Annotated in this window: 23 protein-coding genes, 1 tRNA gene and 1 riboswitch; of the genes, 16 read left to right on the forward strand and 8 right to left on the reverse strand. The window is 56.6% G+C overall.

The window, feature by feature from the left end; genetic code table 11:
- Positions 1 to 5: 5 nt before the first annotated feature.
- The 8 genes from leuD to PuT2_RS13065 all read left to right on the forward strand — a co-directional run bounded on the left by leuD (position 6) and on the right by PuT2_RS13065 (position 8611).
- Positions 6 to 656 (forward strand): 3-isopropylmalate dehydratase small subunit, encoded by a 651-nt coding sequence (gene leuD, locus PuT2_RS13030; protein WP_093971425.1) that lies wholly within the window; start codon positions 6 to 8, stop codon positions 654 to 656.
- 130 nt (positions 657 to 786) lie between these two features.
- Entirely contained in the window at positions 787 to 1863 is a 1077-nt protein-coding gene (gene leuB / locus PuT2_RS13035) for a 3-isopropylmalate dehydrogenase (protein WP_093971426.1), read from the forward strand.
- 33 nt (positions 1864 to 1896) lie between these two features.
- Positions 1897 to 3027 (forward strand): aspartate-semialdehyde dehydrogenase, encoded by a 1131-nt coding sequence (gene asd / locus PuT2_RS13040; RefSeq protein WP_093971427.1) that lies wholly within the window; start codon positions 1897 to 1899, stop codon positions 3025 to 3027.
- A gap of 1 nt (position 3028) precedes the next feature.
- Positions 3029 to 4681, forward strand: a complete 1653-nt coding sequence (locus PuT2_RS13045; RefSeq protein ID WP_093971428.1) for a FimV family protein — start codon at positions 3029 to 3031, stop codon at positions 4679 to 4681.
- A 5-nt stretch (positions 4682 to 4686) separates the two neighbouring features.
- Positions 4687 to 5511 (forward strand): tRNA pseudouridine(38-40) synthase TruA, encoded by an 825-nt coding sequence (gene truA, locus PuT2_RS13050; protein WP_093971429.1) that lies wholly within the window; start codon positions 4687 to 4689, stop codon positions 5509 to 5511.
- A 127-nt stretch (positions 5512 to 5638) separates the two neighbouring features.
- A complete protein-coding gene (locus PuT2_RS13055) occupies positions 5639 to 6235 on the forward strand; it encodes a TRAP transporter small permease subunit (RefSeq protein WP_093971430.1) in 597 nt (198 codons plus the stop codon).
- A complete protein-coding gene (locus tag PuT2_RS13060) occupies positions 6232 to 7911 on the forward strand; it encodes a TRAP transporter large permease subunit (RefSeq protein ID WP_093971431.1) in 1680 nt (559 codons plus the stop codon). Before PuT2_RS13055 ends, PuT2_RS13060 begins: the two co-directional genes overlap by 4 nt.
- Before the next feature lie 25 nt (positions 7912 to 7936).
- Positions 7937 to 8611 (forward strand): phosphoribosylanthranilate isomerase, encoded by a 675-nt coding sequence (locus tag PuT2_RS13065; protein WP_173862546.1) that lies wholly within the window; start codon positions 7937 to 7939, stop codon positions 8609 to 8611.
- On the opposite strand, the gene PuT2_RS13070 is transcribed toward PuT2_RS13065, so the two are convergent.
- From PuT2_RS13070 to PuT2_RS13095, 6 genes are all read right to left on the reverse strand, one after another.
- Entirely contained in the window at positions 8562 to 9116 is a 555-nt protein-coding gene (locus tag PuT2_RS13070) for an ATP--cob(I)alamin adenosyltransferase (protein WP_158214046.1), read from the reverse strand. The genes PuT2_RS13065 and PuT2_RS13070 overlap by 50 nt on opposite strands.
- A 53-nt stretch (positions 9117 to 9169) precedes the next feature.
- Complete coding sequence (locus tag PuT2_RS13075; protein ID WP_093971434.1) at positions 9170 to 9913, reverse strand: ABC transporter ATP-binding protein; 744 nt, start codon at positions 9911 to 9913, stop codon at positions 9170 to 9172.
- Positions 9904 to 10881, reverse strand: a complete 978-nt coding sequence (locus PuT2_RS13080; RefSeq protein ID WP_093971435.1) for an iron ABC transporter permease — start codon at positions 10879 to 10881, stop codon at positions 9904 to 9906. Before PuT2_RS13080 ends, PuT2_RS13075 begins: the two co-directional genes overlap by 10 nt.
- Positions 10878 to 11738 carry an ABC transporter substrate-binding protein gene (locus tag PuT2_RS13085; RefSeq protein ID WP_143516174.1) on the reverse strand — a complete coding sequence of 287 codons (861 nt, stop codon included), beginning with the start codon at positions 11736 to 11738 and terminating at the stop codon, positions 10878 to 10880. The genes PuT2_RS13080 and PuT2_RS13085 overlap by 4 nt, the downstream gene beginning before the upstream one ends.
- Positions 11713 to 13680, reverse strand: coding sequence for a TonB-dependent receptor (locus PuT2_RS13090; protein ID WP_093971437.1), 1968 nt, complete (start codon positions 13678 to 13680; stop codon positions 11713 to 11715). The genes PuT2_RS13085 and PuT2_RS13090 overlap by 26 nt, the downstream gene beginning before the upstream one ends.
- A 123-nt stretch (positions 13681 to 13803) precedes the next feature.
- A riboswitch (cobalamin riboswitch) is annotated at positions 13804 to 14008 on the reverse strand.
- 201 nt (positions 14009 to 14209) lie between these two features.
- A tRNA-Val gene (locus tag PuT2_RS13095) sits at positions 14210 to 14286 on the reverse strand.
- Between the two features lie 223 nt (positions 14287 to 14509).
- On the opposite strand from PuT2_RS13095, the gene thrS reads away from it, so the two are divergent.
- From thrS to ptsP, 6 genes are all read left to right on the forward strand, one after another.
- Positions 14510 to 16447 (forward strand): threonine--tRNA ligase, encoded by a 1938-nt coding sequence (thrS, locus tag PuT2_RS13100; RefSeq protein ID WP_093971438.1) that lies wholly within the window; start codon positions 14510 to 14512, stop codon positions 16445 to 16447.
- Positions 16447 to 17019 carry a translation initiation factor IF-3 gene (infC, locus tag PuT2_RS13105; RefSeq protein ID WP_233574992.1) on the forward strand — a complete coding sequence of 191 codons (573 nt, stop codon included), beginning with the start codon at positions 16447 to 16449 and terminating at the stop codon, positions 17017 to 17019. Before thrS ends, infC begins: the two co-directional genes overlap by 1 nt.
- Positions 17020 to 17080: 61 nt before the next feature.
- On the forward strand, positions 17081 to 18040 hold the full coding sequence (gshB, locus tag PuT2_RS13110; RefSeq protein WP_093971440.1) for a glutathione synthase: 960 nt from the start codon (positions 17081 to 17083) through the stop codon (positions 18038 to 18040).
- A gap of 3 nt (positions 18041 to 18043) precedes the next feature.
- The gene (locus PuT2_RS13115; RefSeq protein ID WP_093971441.1) at positions 18044 to 18445 is read left to right on the forward strand and encodes a PTS sugar transporter subunit IIA; all 402 of its coding nucleotides are present in this window, start codon (positions 18044 to 18046) and stop codon (positions 18443 to 18445) included.
- A gap of 60 nt (positions 18446 to 18505) precedes the next feature.
- Positions 18506 to 18778 carry an HPr family phosphocarrier protein gene (locus tag PuT2_RS13120; protein WP_093971442.1) on the forward strand — a complete coding sequence of 91 codons (273 nt, stop codon included), beginning with the start codon at positions 18506 to 18508 and terminating at the stop codon, positions 18776 to 18778.
- Positions 18779 to 18797: 19 nt separating this feature from the next.
- Positions 18798 to 20552 (forward strand): phosphoenolpyruvate--protein phosphotransferase, encoded by a 1755-nt coding sequence (ptsP, locus tag PuT2_RS13125; RefSeq protein WP_233574987.1) that lies wholly within the window; start codon positions 18798 to 18800, stop codon positions 20550 to 20552.
- A gap of 24 nt (positions 20553 to 20576) precedes the next feature.
- Here ptsP and PuT2_RS13130 read toward each other — a convergent pair whose 3' ends face one another.
- Both PuT2_RS13130 and glnK read right to left on the reverse strand, forming a co-directional pair.
- Entirely contained in the window at positions 20577 to 21803 is a 1227-nt protein-coding gene (locus tag PuT2_RS13130) for an ammonium transporter (protein ID WP_093971444.1), read from the reverse strand.
- Between the two features lie 11 nt (positions 21804 to 21814).
- Positions 21815 to 22153 (reverse strand): P-II family nitrogen regulator, encoded by a 339-nt coding sequence (gene glnK, locus PuT2_RS13135; protein WP_093971445.1) that lies wholly within the window; start codon positions 22151 to 22153, stop codon positions 21815 to 21817.
- A gap of 584 nt (positions 22154 to 22737) precedes the next feature.
- Between glnK and PuT2_RS13140 the strand changes: the two genes are divergently transcribed.
- Together PuT2_RS13140 and PuT2_RS13145 are read left to right on the forward strand one after the other, a co-directional pair.
- Positions 22738 to 23145 carry a hypothetical protein gene (locus PuT2_RS13140; protein WP_093971446.1) on the forward strand — a complete coding sequence of 136 codons (408 nt, stop codon included), beginning with the start codon at positions 22738 to 22740 and terminating at the stop codon, positions 23143 to 23145.
- A gap of 96 nt (positions 23146 to 23241) precedes the next feature.
- Positions 23242 to 23484, forward strand: a complete 243-nt coding sequence (locus PuT2_RS13145) for an accessory factor UbiK family protein (protein WP_093971447.1) — start codon at positions 23242 to 23244, stop codon at positions 23482 to 23484.
- Positions 23485 to 23587: the final 103 nt, after the last annotated feature.

Consider the following 23587-nt stretch of genomic DNA (forward strand, 5'->3'; position numbering starts at 1 on the left):
TATCCATGCAAGCATTTACTACTCATCAAGGTCTGGTGGCACCTCTCGACCGCGAAAACGTCGATACCGACTTGATCATGCCCAAGCAGTTTCTCAAGTCGATCAAGCGTACGGGTTTTGGCCCGAACTTGTTCGATACCTTGCGTTATCTTGACCATGGCGAACCCGGCATGGACAACAGCAAGCGGCCTTTAAATCCCGATTTCGTGCTTAATCAAGAACGTTATCAGGGCGCTTCAGTTTTGCTGGCGCGTAAAAACTTTGGTTGCGGCTCCAGCCGCGAGCATGCTCCCTGGGCCTTGCTGCAGTTTGGCTTCAGGGCGATTTTGGCCCCTTCGTTTGCAGATATTTTCTTCAATAACTGCTTCAAGAACGGCTTGCTGCCCATCGTCTTGCCCGAAGCCGAAATTTCCCGCCTGTTTGACGACGTCAACGCCAAGCCGGGTTATCGTTTAAGCATCGACCTGGACGCGCAAAAAATCGTCACTGACGACGGGCGTGAACTGTCTTTCGATATCGAGCCTTTCCGTAAGCATTGCTTGTTGAGCGGCTTGGATGACATCGGCATGACCTTGCAAAAGGCCGACAAAATCAAGGCGTTCGAAGCTGAACGTCTGGCACGTCATCCCTGGCTTGTGGGTCAGCCCGGGGCCTGATCCGTCCTCTCAGCTTGCACGCGCATGCGTGTGCAAGCTTTGTTTGTGTTGTCGCCGGTTTGGCCGCAGCACGCAGCGGCCCGCTATTGCGGGCCACGCTGTTTCTGACAATTATTTTTATAGATACGTTATGACTAAGAAAATTGCGGTGTTGCCCGGTGACGGGATTGGTACAGAAATTATTGAGCAGGCCGTGCGCGTGTTGGGCGCCCTGAAGCTGGATCTGGATCTTGAAACCCAGCCAGTGGGTGGTGCAGCTTACGATCAGTATGGTCACCCCTTGCCGCCGGTTACCCTCGAGCTGGCCAAGAAGGCCGATGCCATTTTGTTTGGTGCTGTCGGCGACTGGAAATATGACAATCTGCCGCGTGAACACCGCCCAGAACAAGCTATTTTGGGCCTGCGCCGTGCCTTGGGGTTGTTTGCCAACTTGCGTCCTGCCATTTTGTACCCCGAACTGGCTAACGCCTCGTCGCTTAAGCCCGAAGTCGTGGCCGGGCTGGACATCCTGATCGTGCGCGAGCTGACCGGTGACATCTATTTTGGTCAGCCCCGCGGTGTACGCGAATTGTCCGATGGCCCCTTCAAGGGCGACCGTCAAGGGTTCGACACGATGCACTACGCCGAGACCGAAGTGCGCCGTATTGGCCATGTGGCTTTCCAGGCAGCACGCAAGCGCGGCAAAAAGCTGTGCAGCGTCGACAAAGCCAATGTGCTCGAAACCTCCCAGTTCTGGCGCGACATCATGATCGACGTCGCCAAAGAATACCCCGATGTCGAGCTGACACATATGTATGTTGATAATGCCGCCATGCAATTGGTGCGTGCGCCCAAGGCATTCGACGTCATCGTCACCGGTAACCTGTTTGGTGATATTTTGTCCGACGAAGCGGCCATGCTGACGGGTTCCATTGGTATGTTGCCCTCAGCTTCGCTGAATGCGTCTAACCAGGGCTTGTACGAGCCCAGCCATGGTTCGGCTCCCGATATTGCTGGCAAAAACATCGCCAACCCGCTGGCAACTATTTTGTCGGCCGCCATGATGCTGCGTTACTCGCTCGACGCGGCACCTCAGGCCGATCGCATCGAAGCGGCCGTGCAGAAAGTCTTGCAGCAAGGTTTGCGTACAGCCGACATCTACGAGGCAGGTACGACACGCGTTTCAACCTCTGAAATGGGCGACGCCGTACTTAAAGCGTTAGAATAGAACGTTTATTTTTAACTTTCAGGTGAATTTTTTATGACTCAATCAGTAGGTTTGGTCGGCTGGCGCGGCATGGTTGGTTCGGTGCTCATGCAGCGCATGCGCGACGAAAACGACTTCTCTTTGTTCCAGCCCGTTTTCTTTTCCACCAGCAATGCCGGTGGCAAAGCACCCGCCTGGGCCGATGGCGCGGGCCCGCTGCAAAATGCCTACGACATTGAAACCCTGAAAAAGCTGCCCATTATTGTGACGGCCCAAGGCGGTGACTACACCACCGAGGTCTATCCTAAACTGCGTGCTGCAGGCTGGGATGGCGTCTGGATCGACGCGGCCAGCACCTTGCGCATGAAAGACGACGCAATCATTGTGCTCGACCCGGTCAACCGGGCGGTCATCGATGCTGCGTTGCAGCGTGGTGTTAAAAACTTTGTGGGCGGTAACTGCACGGTCAGCTGCATGCTGATGGGTCTGGCAGGTTTGTTCAACAACGACCTGGTCGACTGGATGACCAGCATGACCTACCAGGCGGCGTCTGGTGGCGGTGCGCAGCACATGCGCGAACTGCTCACCCAGTTCGGCATCATTAACCAGTCGGTCAAATCCTTGCTCGACGATCCCGCATCGGCCATTCTCGAAATCGATCGTGGCGTTCTGCAAACACAAAAAGACGCCGACTTGCCTCGTGACCATTTCGGTGTGCCGCTGGCGGGCAGCCTCATTCCCTGGATCGACAAAGATCTGGGTAACGGCGTGTCGCGTGAAGAATGGAAAGCCGAAGCCGAGACCAATAAAATTTTGGGTCGCGGCGAGGCTTTTGGCACCGAGCCAACGCGCATCGACGGTCTGTGCGTGCGTATCGGCGCCATGCGCTGCCATAGCCAGGCGCTTACGCTGCACCTCAAGCGTGATGTCCCGCTCGACGAAATCACCGACATCATTCGCGAGGGTTCCAAATGGGCCAAGGTCATTCCTAACGAGCGCGAAGCCACCATGCAGGGGCTGACGCCTGTGGCTGTTACAGGTACACTCGACATTCCTGTAGGCCGTCTGCGCAAGATGTCGATGGGGCCGCAGTACCTTAGCGCCTTCACCGTTGGCGATCAGCTGTTGTGGGGTGCTGCCGAGCCGCTGCGTCGCATGCTGCGCATCACTTTGGGCGAACTCTAATATGCACAAATCTCATCGCTGGGCTGTAAACAAGTTGTCTTTACGTGTGGTGTCTGCGGTTATTTTGGCCGCCGCGTCGTTCAGCACTTCAGTTCATGCGATGAGTTTCGGGCATTCGCGCCTGTTGTCGTCAACAGGCCAGCCCTTACGTGTCCAGGTGCCGGTGCACAACCTTACGCCCGACGATATCCAGTCGTTATCGGTTGTGGTGGCGCCGGCGTCAGCCTGGCAGCAGGCCGGTTTGACGCCGCCCGTCGATTTATCCTCCATGCAAGTGGGGTTGGTCGACGGTATGCGGGCCGGGTCTCGCACCATCACGGTTAGCTCGGCGCAACCTTTGTCGGCCAATGTGGCCGACCTCCTGCTCGTCGTGCGTTCTGCGTCCGGCCAGCAGCAACATCAGGTCAGCTTGCTGGCGCCTACCGACATGCAAGTGGTTCGCGCTGCACAGTCTCAGGCGCCTATCATGTCGTCATCGGGTGTTGGCAGCCCGCCGCAAGTGCAGGGCGAAAGCCGCCCGGCTATCCAGGTGCGTCAGGGCGACACCCTGTTCTCGCTGGCGCGTCGTCACGCCGTGCCTGGCGTGTCGTTGTATCAATGGATGGTCGCGGTGCAGTTGGCTAACCCCAATGCATTCATCAGCGATAACGTCAACCTGGTCAAGGCAGGTGCGTCGCTCGTCGTACCCGACCAAGCCGCACTAACCGCACTTACCGACGCGCAGGCGCGTCGCGTGTTCCAGCAACATGCGGCGGCATTTGCACAATATCGGCAACGGCTGGCACGTCAAACCGGCGCGTCGTTGCAGTCTGGTGCAACCGACCGCGGTGGCGTTTCACCAGCGGCCAATACGTCGTCCTCAATGTCAAGCACGCCGCAAAGTGCGGCCGACAAGCTCGTTTTGGCTTCGGCGCAAACGGCGTCTGGCGCACCCGCCGCCGACGACGCGCGCGTGGCTACTCAGAAAAACACTGAAGAGGCTCGTGAGCGTATCGCCGACCTCGAAGAAAACGTTAAAACCCTGAACCAAGCTTTGCAACAGCAGGGGCCGGCGGCGACTGAAGCTGTCGCCGATGGCGTCTCGGCTTTAGCAGAAGCTGTTGGGCAAGTGGCGCAAACGGCGTCTAATCTTGCATCTGGCGCCGATACCGGTGCAGCTGCAACGACCGCCGGTGCATCCGCGCAAGCGGGTTCCGCATCGTCTGCAACGACAGGGGCCGGAGCAACAACCGCCGCTAACGGCGCCACCGGGGCTACGGCCGCCGGTGGTGCTGCCACCGAAACCGTCGCTGGCGCATCAACGGCGGGCGCAACAGGTTCGGGCGTGTCCGTAACCGCTGCGTCGGCCGGTTCAACCTCAATGCCGGGCGCGTCGTCGCCGGGCGCAAACAGTGCTTCATCCGATGCCTCATCGGCGTCTTCCTCACCTTCCAAGGCTGTCACTCCTGTGTCGTGGTTTCAAGATAATTTGCTGGTCATCATTACCGGCATCCTGGCAATTATTGTGCTTGTTGTTGCGTGGTTGTTGCGTCGCGTGGGTCGCGCCGACGACTCGACCGACTCCGGTATTACCGAAGACATGGTGCGTGAGCGTCTTCAGGGCATCAACCTTGATCTCGACGACGACAACCAGAAACCCGGAACGCGTACGTAAGTCTTATGCCTCGTATTGCATTGGGCCTGGCCTACGATGGTGCGCCCTGGCGCGGTTGGCAAACACAACCCGACGGACAGACCATACAAGACGAGCTGCATAAGGCACTGCTGTCGTTTACTACCCAGCCTATAGAAACCGTCTGCGCGGGCCGAACCGATGCGGGCGTGCATGCGGTTGGACAGGTTGTTCACCTCGATACCTCGGTAGAGCGCAAGCTTGAATCTTGGGTGAGGGGGTTGAACACGTTGCTGCCCGACAGCATCGCAGTGCAGTGGGCCGCTCATGTGCCCGACGATTTCCATGCGCGCTTTTCTGCTACGGCTCGAACCTATGTATACGTGCTTCGTAACAGCCGTGTACGCTCACCATTGACCCGGTCCCGGGCGGGTTGGGCTTATCAGCCGCTAGATCTTCACGCCATGCGCAATGCCGCAGCCCGTCTTTTGGGCGAGCACGATTTCAGCAGTTTCAGGTCTTCTCAGTGCCAGGCGGCCAGCCCTGTGCGTACCCTTGAAATCGCCGACATCCAGCAGCATGGCGAGTTTTTCATCTTTACCTTCAAGGCGAATGCGTTCTTGCATCATATGGTGCGCAACCTGATGGGGACCTTGCTTTACGTGGGTTTAGGCCGACAGCCTGCGTCATGGGTCGATACATTGCTTGCCGAGCGTGATCGTCGTTTGGCCGCGCCTACGTTTGCCGCCAATGGCTTGTATTTTGCGCGTGTCGATTATCCGGCTCATTTCGGGTTGCCAATTGTCGATGCGCACAAAAATTTTATCGATCATCTGGGGCTGGCGGGCTCGGGTTTACAGCCCCTTTTTTAACAGTTGCAGGCGTGCTGTTCATGGAGCAGGCCGTAAGGCAAGCACGCCGGGATAATGCCGCGACTACGTCCGGCGCGTTAGAATCTGTCTCAGCGTTTCCCGAATATTTCTTTTTCAAGTCAATTCCATGACCTTTTTACTCTCAGTGGCGCGCGCAATCGATGCGCTTAATCGCCTGGTAGGGCGGGTCGTTATCTGGCTGACATTGGTCGTGGTGATCATCAGCGCGGGTAACGCCGTGGTGCGAAAGGCGTTTCATGTCAGTTCCAACGCCTGGCTCGAGTTGCAGTGGTATTTGTTTGGCGCCATTTTTTTGCTGGCGGCCGGGTACACCTTTTTGTGCAACGAGCACGTTCGCGTTGACATCTTGTCGCAAAAATTATCCCGTCGCACCCAAGTCAAAATTGATATTTTCGGCGTTCTGTTTTTCATGCTGCCCGCCTGCCTGCTTATTTTCTTGTTGTCCATTCCCATGTTTGTCGATTCGTTCGTGCTCAACGAACAATCGTCAAACACAGGTGGATTGATCCGTTGGCCGGCGAAGCTGTTGATACCGGTGGGTTTTGGCCTGCTTGCGCTTGCAGGCGTATCGCATTTAATTAAATGCGTGGGTTTCTTGCGTGGCCAGTGCGATGACCCCATGCTGGTACAAAAAGACGATGACATGACGCTGGTAGACGGTGTGCATGCCGAAAACCTGAATGGCACCGGAGTCAAACCATGATGTTTCTGGTTGAGAACCTCGCGCCCATCATGTTCTTTAACTTGGTGGTGTTTTTGCTGCTGGGGTTTCCCGTCGCGTTCGGGCTTGCGGCTATCGGCATTTTGTACGGTTTGTTGGCGGTCGAGTTGGGTATGATTCAGCCCGCTTTGTTTCAGGCCTTGCCCCAGCGCGTTTTTGGTATTGTGGCCAACGATACCCTGCTGGCGGTACCATTTTTCACCCTGATGGGGCTGATCCTCGAACGATCCGGCATGGCTGAAGACTTGCTCGAAACCATCGGCCAGTTGTTCGGTCCGATTCGTGGCGGTTTGGCCATCGCTGTGGTGCTGGTGGGTGCGATGCTGGCCGCGACAACCGGTGTGGTGTCGGCTTCCGTCATTTCAATGGGCCTTATTTCTCTGCCCATTATGTTGCGCTACGGGTACGACAGGCGGCTGGCCACCGGCGTCATTGCCGCTTCGGGTACGTTGTCGCAAATTATTCCGCCATCGCTCGTGTTGATTATTCTGGCCGATCAATTGGGTCGCTCTATCGGCGACATGTACCGTGGCGCCATGTTGCCCGGCTTGTTGCTTACCGGTGCCTATATTGCTTACGTCATTATTGTCAGTTTGCTCAAGCCTTCAGCCGCGCCTGCCTTGCCGCCCGAGGCCAGGGTGTATGTCGAACCCAACGGGCGACGCGGTTTGCGGTCGCTGTCTGTTCTTGTGCTGTTATCGGCAGCGGCCGCTTACTTTGCCACGCAGCATTATTTTGCCGACCGTACCGACGTGCCCTTTGACGAGAAGGTTGTCATTGTGTTGTTGGCGGGCGGGCTGACGGCCTGGGTAATTGCGCTGCTTAATAAAGGGCTCAAGCTGGGCTGGTTATCGCAAATCGCCGAGCGGGTCACGTTTGTCATGATCCCGCCGCTGTTTCTTATTTTTTTGGTGTTGGGCACAATTTTTATTGGCTTGGCCACGCCAACCGAAGGCGGCGCCATGGGGGCCGTGGGGGCTTTACTCATGGCGCTTGCGCGCCGCCGCCTTACGCTAAAGCTATTGAAGCAAGCGATGGAAACCACCACGCGCCTGTCGTGTTTTGTGGTGTTCATACTGGTCGGTTCGACTATCTTCAGTTTGAGCTTCCGCGGCATTAACGGCGACTTGTGGGTTGAGCACTTGCTGGCCGGGTTACCCGGCGGCCAGTGGGGCTTTCTTATCGTTGTTAGTGTTTTGACGTTCGTGCTGGCGTTCTTTCTCGACTTTTTCGAGTTGGCCTTTATTATTGTGCCGCTTCTGGGGCCTGTCGCCGACAAAATGGGCATAGACCTGATCTGGTTCGGTGTATTGTTGGCCGTCAATATGCAAACGTCGTTTGTGCACCCGCCGTTTGGTTTTGCCTTGTTCTATCTGCGGTCGGTCGCGCCTAAGTCCGACTATATCGACCGCGTCACCGGGCAGCGGGTGGCCAAGGTCACCACCGGCGAAATTTATTGGGGCTCCATCCCGTTCATCGTAATTCAGTTGCTGATGGTGGCGGCTGTATTGGTGTTCCCGGGCATGGTGACGCATTACAAGTCAAATGCGCCTGTGCAAGACGCCGCTACCGTCGACCTGCAAGGCGCCAACTATGGCACCGATTATGGTGGGTACAACGCTGAAGGCACGCCGGATGCGGCCGCCGCTTTTCAGTAATGCCGCTTTGTTTTAAAGGCTTTTTATGATGCAGTATCGAACCCGGATTAAAGTTTGCGGGTTAACGCGTAGCGAAGATGTTCACGCCACCGTGGCGGCGGGTGCCGATGCCATTGGCCTGGTGTTCTATCCAAAAAGCGCACGTTGTGTTTCCATTGATCAGGCACGTGCCCTGCGTTTGGCCGTACCCGCGCTGGTTGATGTCGTTGCCTTGTTTGTCAACGCCGATGCCGATCATGTCAACCAGGTGATCGATCAGGTTCAGCCCGATGTCCTTCAGTTTCATGGCGACGAGTCTCCTGAATACTGTCGCCAATTCGGGCGGCGTTATATGCGTGCTTTTCGCGTGGGCGGCCCCGGGCTAGAAACTCCGCAAAAAGTTCACGCGGCGTGCTTTGAGTTCGCGGACGCATCGGCGTGGCTTTTCGACAGCTACAGCGCCGGCTATGGCGGTAGTGGGCGCAGTTTCGACTTTTCTTTGCTCGATGCCTTGCGCGCGGATCCAAACGCTCGACCCCTGGTCCTGGCCGGCGGGCTAAACGCACAGTCAGTGGCCGACGCCATGGCAAGTGTGCGCCCGTTTGCTGTAGACGTCAGTAGCGGGGTAGAGGTCTCGCCAGGCGTTAAAGCACCTGAACGTGTGGCTGAGTTTATTGCTGCCGTGGGGCAGGCCGACGCGGGGGCCCGTAGCTCTTGCTGACGAAGGCTACTTCTTCAACCCCTCGTCTTTGGTTAATGACTAACGTCAATGTAAAAAAGAAGTTGCACATCAGGTTGCACAAGCGCGGCAAAATCATGGGTACATCCCTACCTTCTTGTTCTACACGCACCATGGCCCTGATAGCTTTTTTGGCGGCTGATCGCGCCAGATGAAGCTGGGGGATGGGCGCAATGCCACGTGGCAATACAAAGCCGTTGACGCGGTCTTTTATCTGCGCCCGATAGTGGGTCAACCTGGATTGCAACCACGCAATATCGAGGTCGTCGACTGCCAGCCGGCCTCGAATTGAGCCATTGACATGAAAGGCCAGCGGTTGCAGACGGTCGAGGTCGGCGATCAGGTCGGGCATGTCGGTCGGCATATAAGACAGCGCCGCGCCAATATGCCCGCACAGCTCATCGGTCACGACTTCAAAATCACACAATACCGATGTTTCGTAAATGAACGGGTAACAGAGCTCGTCAATATTTTGGCCGGGTTTCATAGGTTCTATGTGCGTTTGATCTAAAGCCAGGGGTCTGGGTCGGGTCGTACCCGTTAACGCGACGCGGCATAGCATGCCGCAATTACGGGTGGGTCGGCGTCCAGGTCCACGCGAATAGAGGTACGAAACACGCGGCTGAGCTGCTCTTGTGTCAGGACTTCGGCCGGTGTGCCTACGCATTCGCTTTGGCCCTCGTGCATCAGGCAAATCTGGTCGCAGTAATGGGCGGCTAAGGCGAAGTCGTGCAAGGCAATAATGACGACATGCCCTTGGTTGGCGTAGGTGCGCAAGCTGTTCATTACGCTGCGTTGGTAGAACAAATCAAGGCTTGCGGTGGGCTCGTCGGCAATTAGCACATCGGGGCGGCCTGCCAGGACACGTGCGAGCCAAACACGGGCGCGTTCGCCACCTGACAGTTTGTCGATACGTCGACGGCGCATGTGTGCGATGCCCGCCGCCGTCATTGCTTCGGTAATGGCAGCGGCATCGTTGTCGCCCCAGGGTAAACGACCCATGGCCACGATGTCTTGCACCGATAATGGCCAGACGCTATCGCCTTGTTGAGGAAGCAGGCCAATGCGGCGTGCGCGTTCACGCGGCGCCATGGCGGCTATATTGGTCCCGTTGAAAAGGTTTTTGCCGTGGTAAGGCAGCAAGCCGGCAAGGCAGTGAAGCAGTGTTGATTTACCTGCCCCGTTGGGGCCAATGACACCGATTAATTGGCCGGCATGGGCCGAGAAATTGATGTCATTTAGCCGATCGGGAAGCGATAAATGACGGACATCGATCACTGCCATTGCTTGCGTCCTCTCCAGATCAGCCACAGCAGTAGCGGGGCGCCTAATAAGGCCGTCAAAACACCGATCTTTATTTCTCGGCCGGCTGGCATCAAGCGTACAAAAATATCGGCGATGCAGACCAGTGCGGCACCGGCCAGTGCGGAAGGAATCAGCAGCCGGTCGGGCCGATGCGCGACGAACGGGCGCACAATGTGCGGCACCAGCAGGCCCACGAAGCCGATATTGCCTGCCACCGCGACGGAAGACCCCACCAGCAATGCGGCACCCAACACGATATGGCGGCTGCCTTGTGCAAAACTCAGCCCCATACTTTGTGCCACTTGCTCGCCCAGACTCAATGCCGACAGCAGTTGGCGTTGCCGCCAGATCAAGAGGGTGCCCGCAGCCAATGCAGGAATCAATATGGCTAAATGACTCATGCCGCGTTCGGACACTGAGCCCAGCAGCCAGAAGACCAACTCTTGCATGGCGTAGGGGTTGGGCGCGAAATTAAGCACAGCGGCCAGGGCAGCTCCGGCCAGGGTCGATACCGCTAGCCCAGCCAGAATAACAGTGGCCGCTTGTGCTGTGCCGGCAAGCCATAGCATGAGCATCAGCGCCAGCCCGGCCCCGGCCAGTCCGGCTACCGCCGGAGCGAGTCCCCCCAATTGGGGCAGCAGGCCAAAATAAAAGACGGCGGCCGCGCCCAGCGCAGCGCCCTGACTGGCTCCGGTAATGCTGGGGTCAGCAAGCGGGTTGCGCAACAGCCCTTGCAGGGCGGCGCCGCTCAGACCAAGGGCTGCGCCCACAGCAAGCGCCAGCAGGGTCCGTGGCAAACGAATGTCGCCAATAATCACGGCTGCCGGCGTGGCGTCTCCTCGTATCCAGTCGAGCAGTCCGCTTACCACGCCAACGGGTGTAGACCCCACTGTCAGCGATGTGATTGCCGCTGCCAGCATGACGGCCAGACAGACTAATGTCGTCATTCAAGCCACCTGTGCAAGTCGTCTATCAATTCCCACGTCCAGGGGCCAGGACACTGCCAGCGCCAGTAATCGGTCGACAGCCATCGGTTTGGCGGCAGGGCGTTGCGCAGTGCGGGGTGCGCCGAGAAAGCGTTGGCCAAAGCATTTCCCTCGGTAGACGCCCACAGTATGGCCTCGGGCGGGTCGGTGACAACGCGTTCCAAATCAAGTTGTTGGTAGCCGGGCGCGTCCAGATAATTGCGCCAGCCGGCCTGCGTCAGCACATCGTGTTCGAATGTGTTTGTGCCAGTCCCGACTCCGTTGGCACCCAGTAACAGCAGTCGTGGTGCCGTGTTGGTCTCGGCTTCTGCGTTTTTTTCAGGTTGGGGATGCGGCGCTGCGCCGGGATGTGCACGCCCGGCAGGTTTATTCAGTAAGGAAAGCGCAAGGTGTTCGTAGGTTCGAATGCCGTCCAGACTGGTTGGCAAGGGCAGTATTTCGACCCTGAAGCCCAGGGTTTTCAAGCGGTTGCGCAGCGTAATAGCGTTGTATTCGCCGGTAATGATCAGGTCGGGCTTGAGTTCAATAATGCGTTCGAGTGTGCCGTCGTGGCGCGGCCAGTCGCGCTGTAGCCCTTTGGGCTGATAGGGTGGGTTGACGGGTGACAATGCCGCGACCTGTGCTGCATCGGCATGACGCGCCAAAATCCAGTCAGTGCACAGGTCGAGCGACACAATACGCTGCGGCGGTACGGCCGCCGGCAAGGCTTGTGCCGCTGCTTGAGCGGTGGCCAGCCCGGGCAGCAAGCTGCCCAGGCACACCCCGAAGCACAAGGCGGCTGAAAGTATTCGCTTAGAAACGATACTCGGCACTGGCATAGAAGTTGCGCCGGTCTTCGGGGTAGGCATTGAATGAAGTGTTTGAACCATTCACGATACCGTATGAATAGTATTTTTCGTCAAACAAATTGTTTACGCCCGCCGCCAGTCGCCAGTTGTTGATCTGGTGGCTGATTTTGAAGTCGGTAATCGTATAAGAGGGCATGCTTCTGAAGCGATTGGCCTGGTCATTGTCGTAGCGTTGGCTGCCAACATACTGCACGTACAGCGTGGCCCGGGTCGCGGCCGTCACTTGCCAGCCCAGGTTGACGCCAATGCGGTCTTTGGGTACGAGCGGTACCCGGTTGCCTGCCACATTAATACCGTTGTAGGTGCCTTCACGGAAGGTCGCTTGTGTCCGGGTGTAGTTGACGGCAACATCGACGCTATCCCATAAGGCGACGCGACCTTCCAGCTCAAGGCCGCGGTGGCGGGTAGGCGATAAGTTCATGTTGGTGAAGGTTAGCGCGTTGTAATGGATTTCGTCGGTCACATCCATATTGAAGAGCCCAACGCGCAGGCCAGCCACGGCATTTTGCCACTCAATACCAACTTCAGTGTCTCGCGACTGCTGCGGCCTGAGCAAGTCGGCGCACGGGGCTGAAAAACAGTTGTTGTCATTGATGTTTGCAACCCGGAAGCTACGCCCCGTTCTGGCGTAGGCCGAGAGGCCTGCGCCTAGGGTTTGCTGGATCGCAATTTCGTGTGCCGTCAAATGGTGATTGGCGCGGCGGTCTGAGCGCGTGCCGATTTTTTGCCATTGATGCTGCTCGACAGCTTCACGACGCACGCCGAGACTGACACGTGTTCCTGTCGCAAAATCCATTTCGTTGCGTAAATACACCGCTTTGTTGGTCTGCTTGCCACGTTCGTCGCCGCTTTGTGTGCCGGTCGACGCTGTGAAAGTATTCTTTTTGGCAGACCAGTCACTCCAGTCGAGTCCGACGCTAAGGCTGTTCTTGATGGTGTTGAATTCGGTTTGCCAGATTGCGCGCGGTGAGATGCTGAACACGTCGATATCGTCTTCAGACTTGTAATCCCAGCCGGTGTACATAAAACGGGTTTTTTTCTCGCGATAGCTGGTGTCCATCGCTAGCGTGACCGCACCCAGCGCTTTTTCGCCACGCAAGGCAAACATGTGGCTTCGGCTGTTCAAGTAGTCATCAGGCGATTTTGTACCTCGCCGGTCGGAGTCAAGTTGTGCTTCGGTGCGGTCGCCGGCCAAACCCGACTTCTGCTCGTCGGCCATGAACGACAAGGCCACAAAATCATTTTGATTGCCGAAACGGGCTTCGCCATTGACGTTGTTACTTGTGGCGCGGTTGTTGGCGCGGTAGTTATCCGATTCGTAGCGTTGAGCATCCAAACGCCCGCCCCAATGCTCGCCGCCGACTTGCAAGCCGCCTCGTACATCGCGTGACTTATGACTACCGGCTTGGGTAAACACATACCCGGATAGCGGTGTGCCAACAGGAGATTTAGTGATGATATTGATGGTGCCGGCGCTGGCGCCGCCGCCATACTGCACCGCGCCCGAACCTCGCAAAATTTCGATGCGTTCAATGGTTTCGATGGGGATGGACGAAAGGCGTGCCGGTGCATTTTCATTTTCTGAAATGCGCTGACCGTTGAGCAGTACCAGCGTGTTTTGGTCGCCTGTCATGCCAAAGCCGCGCAAATCCAGATTGGCGTCGGGTAAGCCCGCAAGATTCGTGCGAGTGTAAACCCCACCCAGTTTACTCAGCACTTCGGACACATTAGTGGCCGAGCTGTCGCGGATTTCCTGGGCGGTAATGACCTGGGCTGCGATAGGGCGGTCTTGCTGGGCGGACTCAAAACGCGAAGCCGTAACAACAACGGGTTCGAGCAGGCGTTCGGCGTGAACGGGCGTAAAGATGGCCGCTGACAGCAAGGCTGCCAGGGGGGTAAGACGAGTTTGCATGGTGTTCCCTTTGCGACAAGCGACCCCGCATGTCGGTGTAATGAAATGACAATACCAAAGGGAAATGTGCGCAGACCATGGCGACCGCACGGGCCGCAACAGCCGGTGCCAGGTCCCCGTGGCATATCGCTGGGCGTAGCAGGCCGGTATCCGGGCTCACAAGTTTTGACGTACCGCCTTCCCGGGTAGAACCCAGTGGCATTGTGGTACGCCCGCACTTGCTTACCGTTGCGGGGGCAGCAGCGGGTTTGTCTGATTAAAAGACGCACCGCTTTCCCGTTTAACCATCATCAAGACTGACAACGGCACCTGAAACGGGGCGAATTATACATCTTTGCCAGGGTTGTCCCGATATTGTGTCGGGAAGTGAGGCTTGGTTAAAGCGTGTGTATCCCGAAAATGGGGTAGAGCCCAGCCCCGTTAATGGGAACGAGCCAACATTGTTGCAGACAACAAAAAACCCGCAGAGCCAAACTGGCTGCGGGTTTTTAGTGTGGCCACCGATTAAAAAATATCGGCAACATAAAAATGGTAGGCAGTACTGGATTCGAACCAGCGACCTCTACGATGTCAACGTAGCGCTCTAACCAACTGAGCTAACCGCCTAAAGAACGCTACTATAGCGCATTAAAAAATGGCTTGTCAAGCCAAAAGCGCTGTTGCGTGTGTGTTTTTTTAAAAATATCTGTCGTCGAGTGGATTGCCTGCAATGTTACACTAGGGGTCGATAAGCTCGGTATTATTGCGCGTGCAAGGTTTTTTAGCTGCGGTACCTGGCAAGCATAATCAAAAACGCGGCGTGTGCCGGGTTTTTTCAGGATAGGTTTTTATGGTTCAAATTACGTTGCCCGATGGTTCGCAGCGCGAATTCCCCGGTCCCGTTTCTGTTAACGATGTTGCGTACTCTATTGGTACGGGGCTAGGTAAAGCCGCATTGGCCGGGCGTGTGTCGTTCGACAACGACGAGGGCAAACTGGTTGACACCAGTTACGTCATTGAACGCGATGCGAAGCTCGCTATCGTTACCGCCAAAGATGCCGACGGTCTTGACCTTATCCGTCACTCGACGGCGCATTTGCTGGCCTACGCCGTAAAAAGCCTGTTTCCTGATGCCCAGGTAACAATTGGGCCGGTGATCGACAACGGTTTTTACTACGACTTTTCGTACAAGCGTCCGTTCACCCCCGACGACTTGGCCGCCATCGAAAAGAAAATGGCCGAACTGGTCCGCAAAGACGAGACGGTGACGCGTGAAGAGTGGTTGCGCGACGACGCAGTAGCGTTTTTCAAGAGCATCGGCGAAACCTACAAAGCCGAGATCATCGCGTCCATCCCTTCAAACGAGCCTATCAGCCTTTATCGTGAAGGCGACTTTATCGACTTGTGCCGCGGCCCTCACGTGCCGTCAACCGGCAAGCTGAAAGTATTCAAGCTCATGAAGGTGGCTGGCGCCTACTGGCGCGGCGACAGCAACAACGAAATGCTTCAACGCATCTACGGGACAGCCTGGGCCACCAAAGACGACCAGCAGGCCTACCTGACCATGTTAGAAGAGGCCGAAAAACGCGACCATCGCAAACTAGGCCGCGAGCTGGGCTTGTTCCACTTTCAAGACGAAGCACCCGGTCTTATTTTCTGGCACCCCAAAGGCTGGACACTCTGGCAGCAGGTCGAGCAATACATGCGTGGCGTGTATCGTGATAACGGTTACCAAGAGATCAAGGCGCCACAAATTCTCGATCTGTCGCTCTGGAAGAAAACCGGTCACTGGGACAACTATTCCGAGAACATGTTCACGACCGAGTCCGAGAACCGTGTCTACGGCTTGAAGCCCATGAACTGCCCAGGTCACGTGCAAATTTTCAATGCCGGCTTGCACTCCTATCGTGAGCTACCCATTCGTTATGGCGAATTCGGCCAGTGTCACCGAAACGAACCGTCGGGTTCGTTGCACGGCATGATGCGCGTTCGTGGTTTTACGCAAGACGACGGCCACATATTTTGTACCGAAGACCAATTGCAAGACGAGTGCGCTGCGTTTACCGCATTGCTGCAAAAGGTCTATGCCGACTTTGGCTTTACCGAAATTTTGTACAAAGTGGCTACACGCCCCGAGAAGCGTATTGGCAGTGACGAGGTCTGGGACAAGGCCGAACAGGCGCTGATGGAAAGTCTGAACCGTACGGGTTGCCAATACGAAGTCAGCGAAGGCGATGGTGCGTTCTACGGCCCTAAAATCGAATACACCCTGAAAGACGCGATTGGCCGTCACTGGCAGTGCGGCACGATCCAGGTCGATTTTTCCATGCCTGCGCGTCTGGGCGCCGAATACGTCGATGCGTCCGACCAGCGTCGAACACCGGTTATGTTGCACCGGGCTATTCTGGGCTCTTTCGAGCGTTTTATCGGTATTCTCATCGAAAACCATGCTGGTGCTATGCCGCCGTGGCTGGCGCCCGAGCAAGTCGTGGTCTGTTGTATTTCCGAGAATTTCGCCGATTATGCCGCCGAAATCGCTCAACAGCTTAAAAAACAAGGCTTCAGGGCCTCTGCAGATTTGCGTGGTGAAAAAATCACTCGTAAAATCAGAGAGCACAGTATGCAGAAAATTCCGTACATTCTTGTCGTTGGCGAAAAAGAGCGCGACAACGGTACGGTGGCAGTACGCAGTCGCGGCAATGTCGATCTGGGCGTGATGCCCCTTTCCGATTTCGCTCAGCGCCTGCAAGAAGATATCACCTCCCGGCGTCAGGCCGGGCAGGAATAATTGTTAATTATCAAGGAGTTCTAGATATCGCAACCGATAAAAACAATCGCATCAACGGCGAAATTCGTGTCCCCGAGGTGCGACTTATTGGCGTAGACGGTGAGCAGTTAGGCATCGTAAAAGTAGCCGATGCATTGCAATTGGCTGAAGATCACGAAGTAGACCTGGTCGAGATTGCGCCCAACGCCGATCCGCCGGTTTGCCGCCTGATGGACTACGGCAAGTTCAAGTACCAAGAACAAAAACGCCAGGCCGAAGCCAAGGCCAAGCAAAAAGTCATTCAGGTCAAAGAAGTCAAGTTCCGTCCGGGTACCGACGAAGGCGACTACCAGGTCAAGCTGCGTAACTTGCGCCGCTTCATCGAAGATGGCGACAAAGCCAAGGTAACGCTGCGGTTCCGTGGCCGCGAAATGGCGCACCAAGAGCTAGGCATGCGCGTCCTCGAACGCGTTCGCGACGATCTGTCCGAGCTCTGTCAGGTCGAGGCCATGCCTAAACTTGAAGGTCGCCAGATGGTCATGGTGCTGGCGCCTCGCAAGAAGGTACCCCAAAAAGGCGACTCGGCCTCCTGATCTTACCCATTCGCATCCCCATCAGGCCTAGTCTGGTGGGGATTGTTTTCGCAGGTACATCATGCACGTCCTTTTCATTATCGATCCGCTGCCTTCGCTCAAGGCCTACAAAGACTCCTCTGTCGCCATGATGCGCGCGCTTAAAGCGCGGGGGCATGACATCAGTGTTGCCTTGCAAGATGATCTTTTCATAGACGAGGGCGTCGTCATGGCCGACAGCTCGTCAATTACGCTGGTCGACGATGCTGACCTGCATGGTAAAGACTGGTGGAAAGCTAATGGTGTCAAGGTGGCACAGCCGCTGACGCATTTCGATGCGGTGGTCATGCGCAAAGATCCGCCGTTCGATATGGAATATGTCTATTCCACGCACTTGCTTGAGTACGCCGAGAAGCAGGGCGCGAAAGTGTTCAACTCGGGTGCGGCTATTCGTAATCACCCCGAGAAACTCACGATTACCGAGTTCGCGCAATTTACTTCGCCCACCATCGTGACAGGCAACAATGCTCGTTTGCGTGCGTTTCATGCCAAGTACAAAGATGTCATCGTCAAACCCCTCGACGGTATGGGCGGTACAGGTATTTTCAGGCTGCAGCCCGAAGAGCCGAATTTGGGCGCCATTCTTGAGACGCTGACGCTCAACGGCGAGCGCACCATTATGGCGCAGCGTTATATCCCCGATATCGTCAAGGGCGATAAACGTATTCTGATCATCGACGGCAAGCCTGTTCCGTACGCCTTGGCACGCATTCCATTGGCAGGCGAAACCCGCGGCAACCTGGCGGCCGGCGGTCGTGGTGTCGCGCAGCCCCTGTCCGAGCGCGATCGCGCCATCGCCGAGACCATCGGCCCGGTCTTGCGCGCTCGCGGCTTGTTGTTGGTCGGCCTCGACGTCATTGGCGACTACCTGACCGAAGTCAATGTGACCAGTCCAACCTGCTTTGTCGAAATTACCGAGCAAACGGGCTTCGATGTGGCCGATTGTTTTGCGCAGGCGCTTGAAAAAGCGGTTGGAGTCTGAGCCGTGATCCGGATCATTCTGGTCATGCACGAGCCGCTGGGTGCCGCGTTGGTATCTTGCGCTCGCCACGTGCTTGGCCAGGAACCCGAGCTGACACTATTTGACATCAAGCCCACTGACACGCCCGAGAAACGTCTGCCCGACATTCTTGCTGCGGTGTGTGCCGCGCCACCGGCCCAAACCCTCATGCTTGCCGATATTTATGGGGCGACGCCCTACAATACGGCGCGCAAGGCGCTTGATATGGCGCGCTCGCAAGGCTATGACGTCGAGCTGCTGACCGGCGCAAATTTATGCATGGTATTGAAGGCGCTTACTGGGCCGCGTGACGATTTTCGCGCTTTGGTGCGGTCGGTGCGTGCCAGTGCAGAGCGGGGTATTGTGCGGGCAGGTGAGGCACCGTAATATTTAATAAAATAGTGTGCGCCCTGTCGCGTACCGGCTCCGACAACACAAAAATACTATATGCCTTCTATCGATATCGTCATCAGCAACAAACTGGGCTTGCATGCTCGAGCAGCCGCCAAACTTACCCAATTGGCCTCGCGTTTTGGCCAAACTGAAGTGTTTATCGCCCGGGGCGCCCAGCGAGTAAACGCCAAAAGCATTATGGGGGTCATGATGTTGGCGGCCGGTCTGGGGGTAACGGTAACTGTCGACGCCGAAGGCGCCGATGCCGATGCAGCCCTGACCGAAATCAAGGCACTTTTCGACAACAAGTTCGGCGAACCCGAATAATTTTATTTTCCGGGTGCGTATGACCCAATCTGCTCCATTGGTTCCACACCACTACAGTGCCATGCTGTCTCTGCGGGGGCAGGGGGTAGTCAAGGGTTACGCTATTGGCCGTGCTGTTGTCATGGGTGCGGCGGCCCTCGAAGTCGTCCACTACCGTATTCAGCCCGAAGACGTTGCGTCAGAATGTACTCGCCTGAAAGAGGCCGTGATACAGGCGCGCGACGAACTTCAGCACATGGTCGATCACTTACCCGAAGACGCGCCTCGCGAAATGGGGCCCTTGCTTACCGTGCATTGCATGCTGCTCGACGACCCGATGTTGTCTGACCATGCCTGCGAGCTGATCGCCGAGCGACATTACAACGCCGAATGGGCGCTAACCACGCAAGGGCAGTCTTTGGCCGAGCAATTTGCCGCCATGGAAGACGAGTATTTGCGTGAGCGCGGGGCCGATATCCGTCAGGTCATAGAGCGCGTGCTGCGTGTGCTGTCGGGGCGGCCCGTGGTACTACCCAGCTTCGACGAAGGTTTGTCGGAAGAGCTTATTGTCGTGGCCCGCGATATTTCGCCTGCCGACATGCTGCGTTTGCGCGGTGCGCGCTTCGGTGCATTTCTAACAGACCTGGGCGGCCCGACATCTCACACGGCTATCGTAGCCCGCAGCATGAATGTGCCTGCCGTGGTGGGTATGGGCAACGTGCGTTCGCTGGTACGTGACGGCGATTTGCTTATCGTCGATGGTATGAGCGGCAGCGTACTGATCAACCCGCCCGATTTCGTTCTCGAAGAATATCGTCGCCGGCAGGCAGCGTATGCCGACGATCGCGCTGAGCTCGGCTTGTTGCGTGACGCCGATGCCGTCACGCTTGATGGCGTTCGTATCTTGCTTGAAGCCAATATCGAACTGCCGGAAGAGGCCCACGCGGCTGTAGCTGCTGGTGCCGATGGTATTGGCTTGTTTCGCAGCGAGTTTTTGTTCATGGGGCGCAGCAATTTGCCCGATGAGGAAGAGCAGTATGAGGCCTACGCTGCTGTGGTTAAAGCCATGCAGGGCAAGCCTGTCACCATTCGAACGCTCGATATCGGCTCTGACAAAACCCTTGATGGCGAAACGACCGTGGCCACAAACCCGGCGCTTGGCTTGCGGGCCATACGGTATTGCCTGGCCAATCCCGACTTGTTCCACACGCAGCTACGTGCCTTGTTACGCGCGTCGGCGCATGGGCGGGTACGTATTCTGGTGCCGATGATTTCGCACATGCACGAGGTGCATGCGGTCAAACGGGCGCTCGAGACGGCGCGTCGCGAGCTTGATGCCAAGGGTAAGGCCTACGGTAACAGCGTAGAAATTGGTGCCATGGTGGAAATTCCAGCCATTGCCATTGCCATCGAACCTTTTATCGAGCAGCTCGATTTTTTGTCGATTGGCACCAACGACCTGATTCAGTACACGCTGGCTATCGATCGCGCCGACAATGCAGTTGCCGACCTGTATGATCCGATGCATCCGGCTGTGTTGCGTCTTATTGCGCATACCATCAACGCGGCTGATCGTGCCGGCAAGTCGGTGGCGGTGTGCGGCGAAATGGCCGGCGACAGTCGTGTGACTCGCATGTTGCTGGGGTTGGGGCTGAAAGAGTTCTCCATGCATCCCCAGCAATTGCTCGACATCAAAAAAGAAGTGCGTCAGTCTCACACTAACGCACTTCGGGTCAAGGTGGCATCAGCCCTGAATCGGGCCGAGCGCATCGATTTATCGGTACTGGCGGGGTAAATAACACCCCGCCGGCCGTTTCATTTACCTTGAGTAGGCCGATTCACCGTGAGTGCTGATGTCCAAGCCCTCGCGTTCAGCTTCGGCGCTGACACGCAGCCCGCACACTTTGTCGGCAATGAAATAAGCGACGACGGCAACCACACCTGTCCAGACAAAGGTAATCAAAATACCTTCGATCTGTACCCACAGCTGGGGCAAGATGTCAGCGGCGCTTTCAAGGCCGGGGCCGCCCAGCGCCTTGGCATTCAGAATACCGGTCAGGATGGCGCCGACAATCCCGCCCAGGGCATGAATACCGAATACGTCCAGCGAGTCATCGGCACGTAACATACGCTTAAGGCCATTGACACCCCAGACGCATGCGGCACCCGTCACCACACCAATCACCAGCGCTCCCAAGGGACCAACCAGACCGGCGGCGGGGGTAATACCTACCAGACCAGCGACTGCGCCCGATACGGCACCCAGCAAAGATGGCTTGCCTTTGACGGCCCATTCGACGAACAACCAGGCCAGCACTGCACCCGCAGTGGCAACAAGCGTATTGAAGAACGCCAGTGCAGCTATTTCGTTGGCGCCGAGCGCAGAACCAGCGTTAAAGCCAAACCAGCCCACCCACAGCAGGGCGCCGCCAATCATCGTCATGGGCAGGTTGTGCGGGGGCATGGCTTCGCGGCCATAGCCCAGGCGCGGGCCAAGGTAGTAGGCGCCGACGAGTCCAGCGACACCGGCATTGATGTGCACCACCGTGCCCCCGGCAAAATCAAGGGCGCCTTTTTCGAACAGCCAGCCGCCGGGCGACCAGACCATGTGCGCAATGGGCAGATAGGCAAATGTGACCCAGATGAGCGTGAACAGCAGTACTGCCGAAAAGCGCACGCGTTCGGCGAGCCCGCCGACGATCAGCGCGCACGTAATGCCGGCGAAAGTAGCCTGGAATGCGGCAAAGCTTATTTCCGGAATCGAGCCCGACAATGCGAATTCGCCGTTGGACAAATTGGCGATGCCATTGAAAAACACACGTGAGAATCCGCCGAAGAAGGCGTTGCCTTCAGTAAAGGCAATCGAATAGCCATAAACAAACCAGACGACGATCGCGAGCGAGAACGTGGCCAGTACTTGAATGAGCACCGACAGGACGTTTTTGGATCGCACCAGGCCGCCGTAAAACAGGGCCAGGCCCGGGACGACCATCATTAATACAAGCAGGGTAGAGACGCTTACCCAGACGAAATCAGCTGCATTCATGTTTTGTGCTCCTAGATAGCGGCTTCGCCGTCTTCGCCGGTGCGAATACGGATGACTTGTTCAAGTGGCATAACAAATATCTTGCCGTCACCGATTTTTCCTGTGTGTGCTGCGGCACACAGGCTTTCTATAGCGGTTTCAACCTGCGCATCGGACACGGCCAGCTCAATGCGCAACTTGGGCAAGAAATCGACGGTGTATTCAGCGCCCCGGTAGAGCTCGGTATGGCCTTTTTGTCGACCAAAGCCTTTGACTTCGGTCACGGTCATACCCTGAATGCCAACTTCGGCTAGCGCTTCGCGGACTTCATCCAGTTTGAAGGGCTTGATGATTGCGGTGATCAATTTCATGATGTGCTTCCTATGTAGAGGGCGATCGACCGATACAAAGCAATTAGCGTGCCAACTTTTGTGATGCGGGTTGCGCGAGTTGGCATAAAAAAGTCAGAAAGTCACAACGACACGCGGGTAAAACAGTGGGCGTTGGCCGCATTCGCCAGTTCTTCCGCCCAAAACTGGTGCGTCGACGAAGGTGCGCACCAGAGGTGTGCGTTATTGGGTGGGTGTCATGGCGTCGGCGTTATCGCGGTGCATCGCGCCGCACCGTTTCGAGACGGGCTGGGCTGTGGATGTTATGGCGGGGTGGGCGTCACGCTATGCACCTGCAGCATTGACCAAAGCGGTTTCAGGTAGCGTGGTCGGTTATGCCGGGGTAAATTTGTAACAAACCGCGTGCTGACAGGGTGAGATGTGTCGTGATGTACATCACATTAAGCGGCTTGCCGTCCGGAAGCCATTGAGATTCCGGCATATTTTTGTTTTTTCGGAGTCTATTTTTATTATTTTTGTAATTAGGGCTTACACTAGGTGGGTCGACAGTTTTAGCTGTCTCGCTAGAATTGTAACTGTCTCCAATAACCCCTCGAAGGAAACGCATGAAAACTCAACGTAAACAACTCGCTATCGTCGCTTTAGTTGCTTCTATGGGCGTACTTGCCGCTTGCTCGAAAGAAGAAGAGGCGCCCGCGCCTGTAGCCGCGCCCGCCGTTGAGCAGCCCGCGCCCACGTCTGCTGCGCCCGTCACCGAGCCTACACCGGTTGCACCTACGCCTGCGCCAGAATCAACCACCGGCAGCGCGCAGTCAACACAAGACGCTATTGTCGAGAAGGCTGCAGAGGTGCGTGACGAGGCTGCCGCCGCCGCCAATAAAGTGGGCGATGCCATCAAGCAGGGCGCTGCCGACGCCGACAAAGCCATCCAGAACGCGATTGGCAATGGCCAACAAGCGCCCGCCACCGAGCCGGCCACTACGCCCACACAGCCTACGCCGGCCACTAACTAAGTCAACGTTGGTTCTCCAGCAATTTCGGGCGCTTCGGCGCCCGTTTTTTATGTTTTTAATTACACTGGTGTTGTTTATCGATAATCAGGAGTTTTTATGAAAAGCCGTACCGATTGGTTTGAAGACATGCAGAAAAATGTGTCGGAGCTGATCAAGAACAGCCCGGCCGCCGATATCGAACGCAACGTCAAGGCGATGATGACCCAGACGTTTTCACGTCTCGATCTGGTCACGCGCGAAGAGTTCGATGTGCAAGCCGCCGTGCTTGAAAAGGCACTGGCCCGTCTGGCCGCGCTAGAAGCGCGCGTCAAAGCACTGGAAGAGCGTCAAGGTTCTTGATTTCTAGGCGGCTTGATCAGGGGCTTTCCGGCGTGGCCTGAACTGTCCTGTTTGCCGCCATTCTGTAATAGATAGCGATAACCTTTGGGGCTGTTCATTCATC

The organism is Pusillimonas sp. T2 (assembly GCF_002236805.1).
Taxonomy (GTDB): Bacteria; Pseudomonadota; Gammaproteobacteria; order Burkholderiales; family Burkholderiaceae_B; genus Neopusillimonas.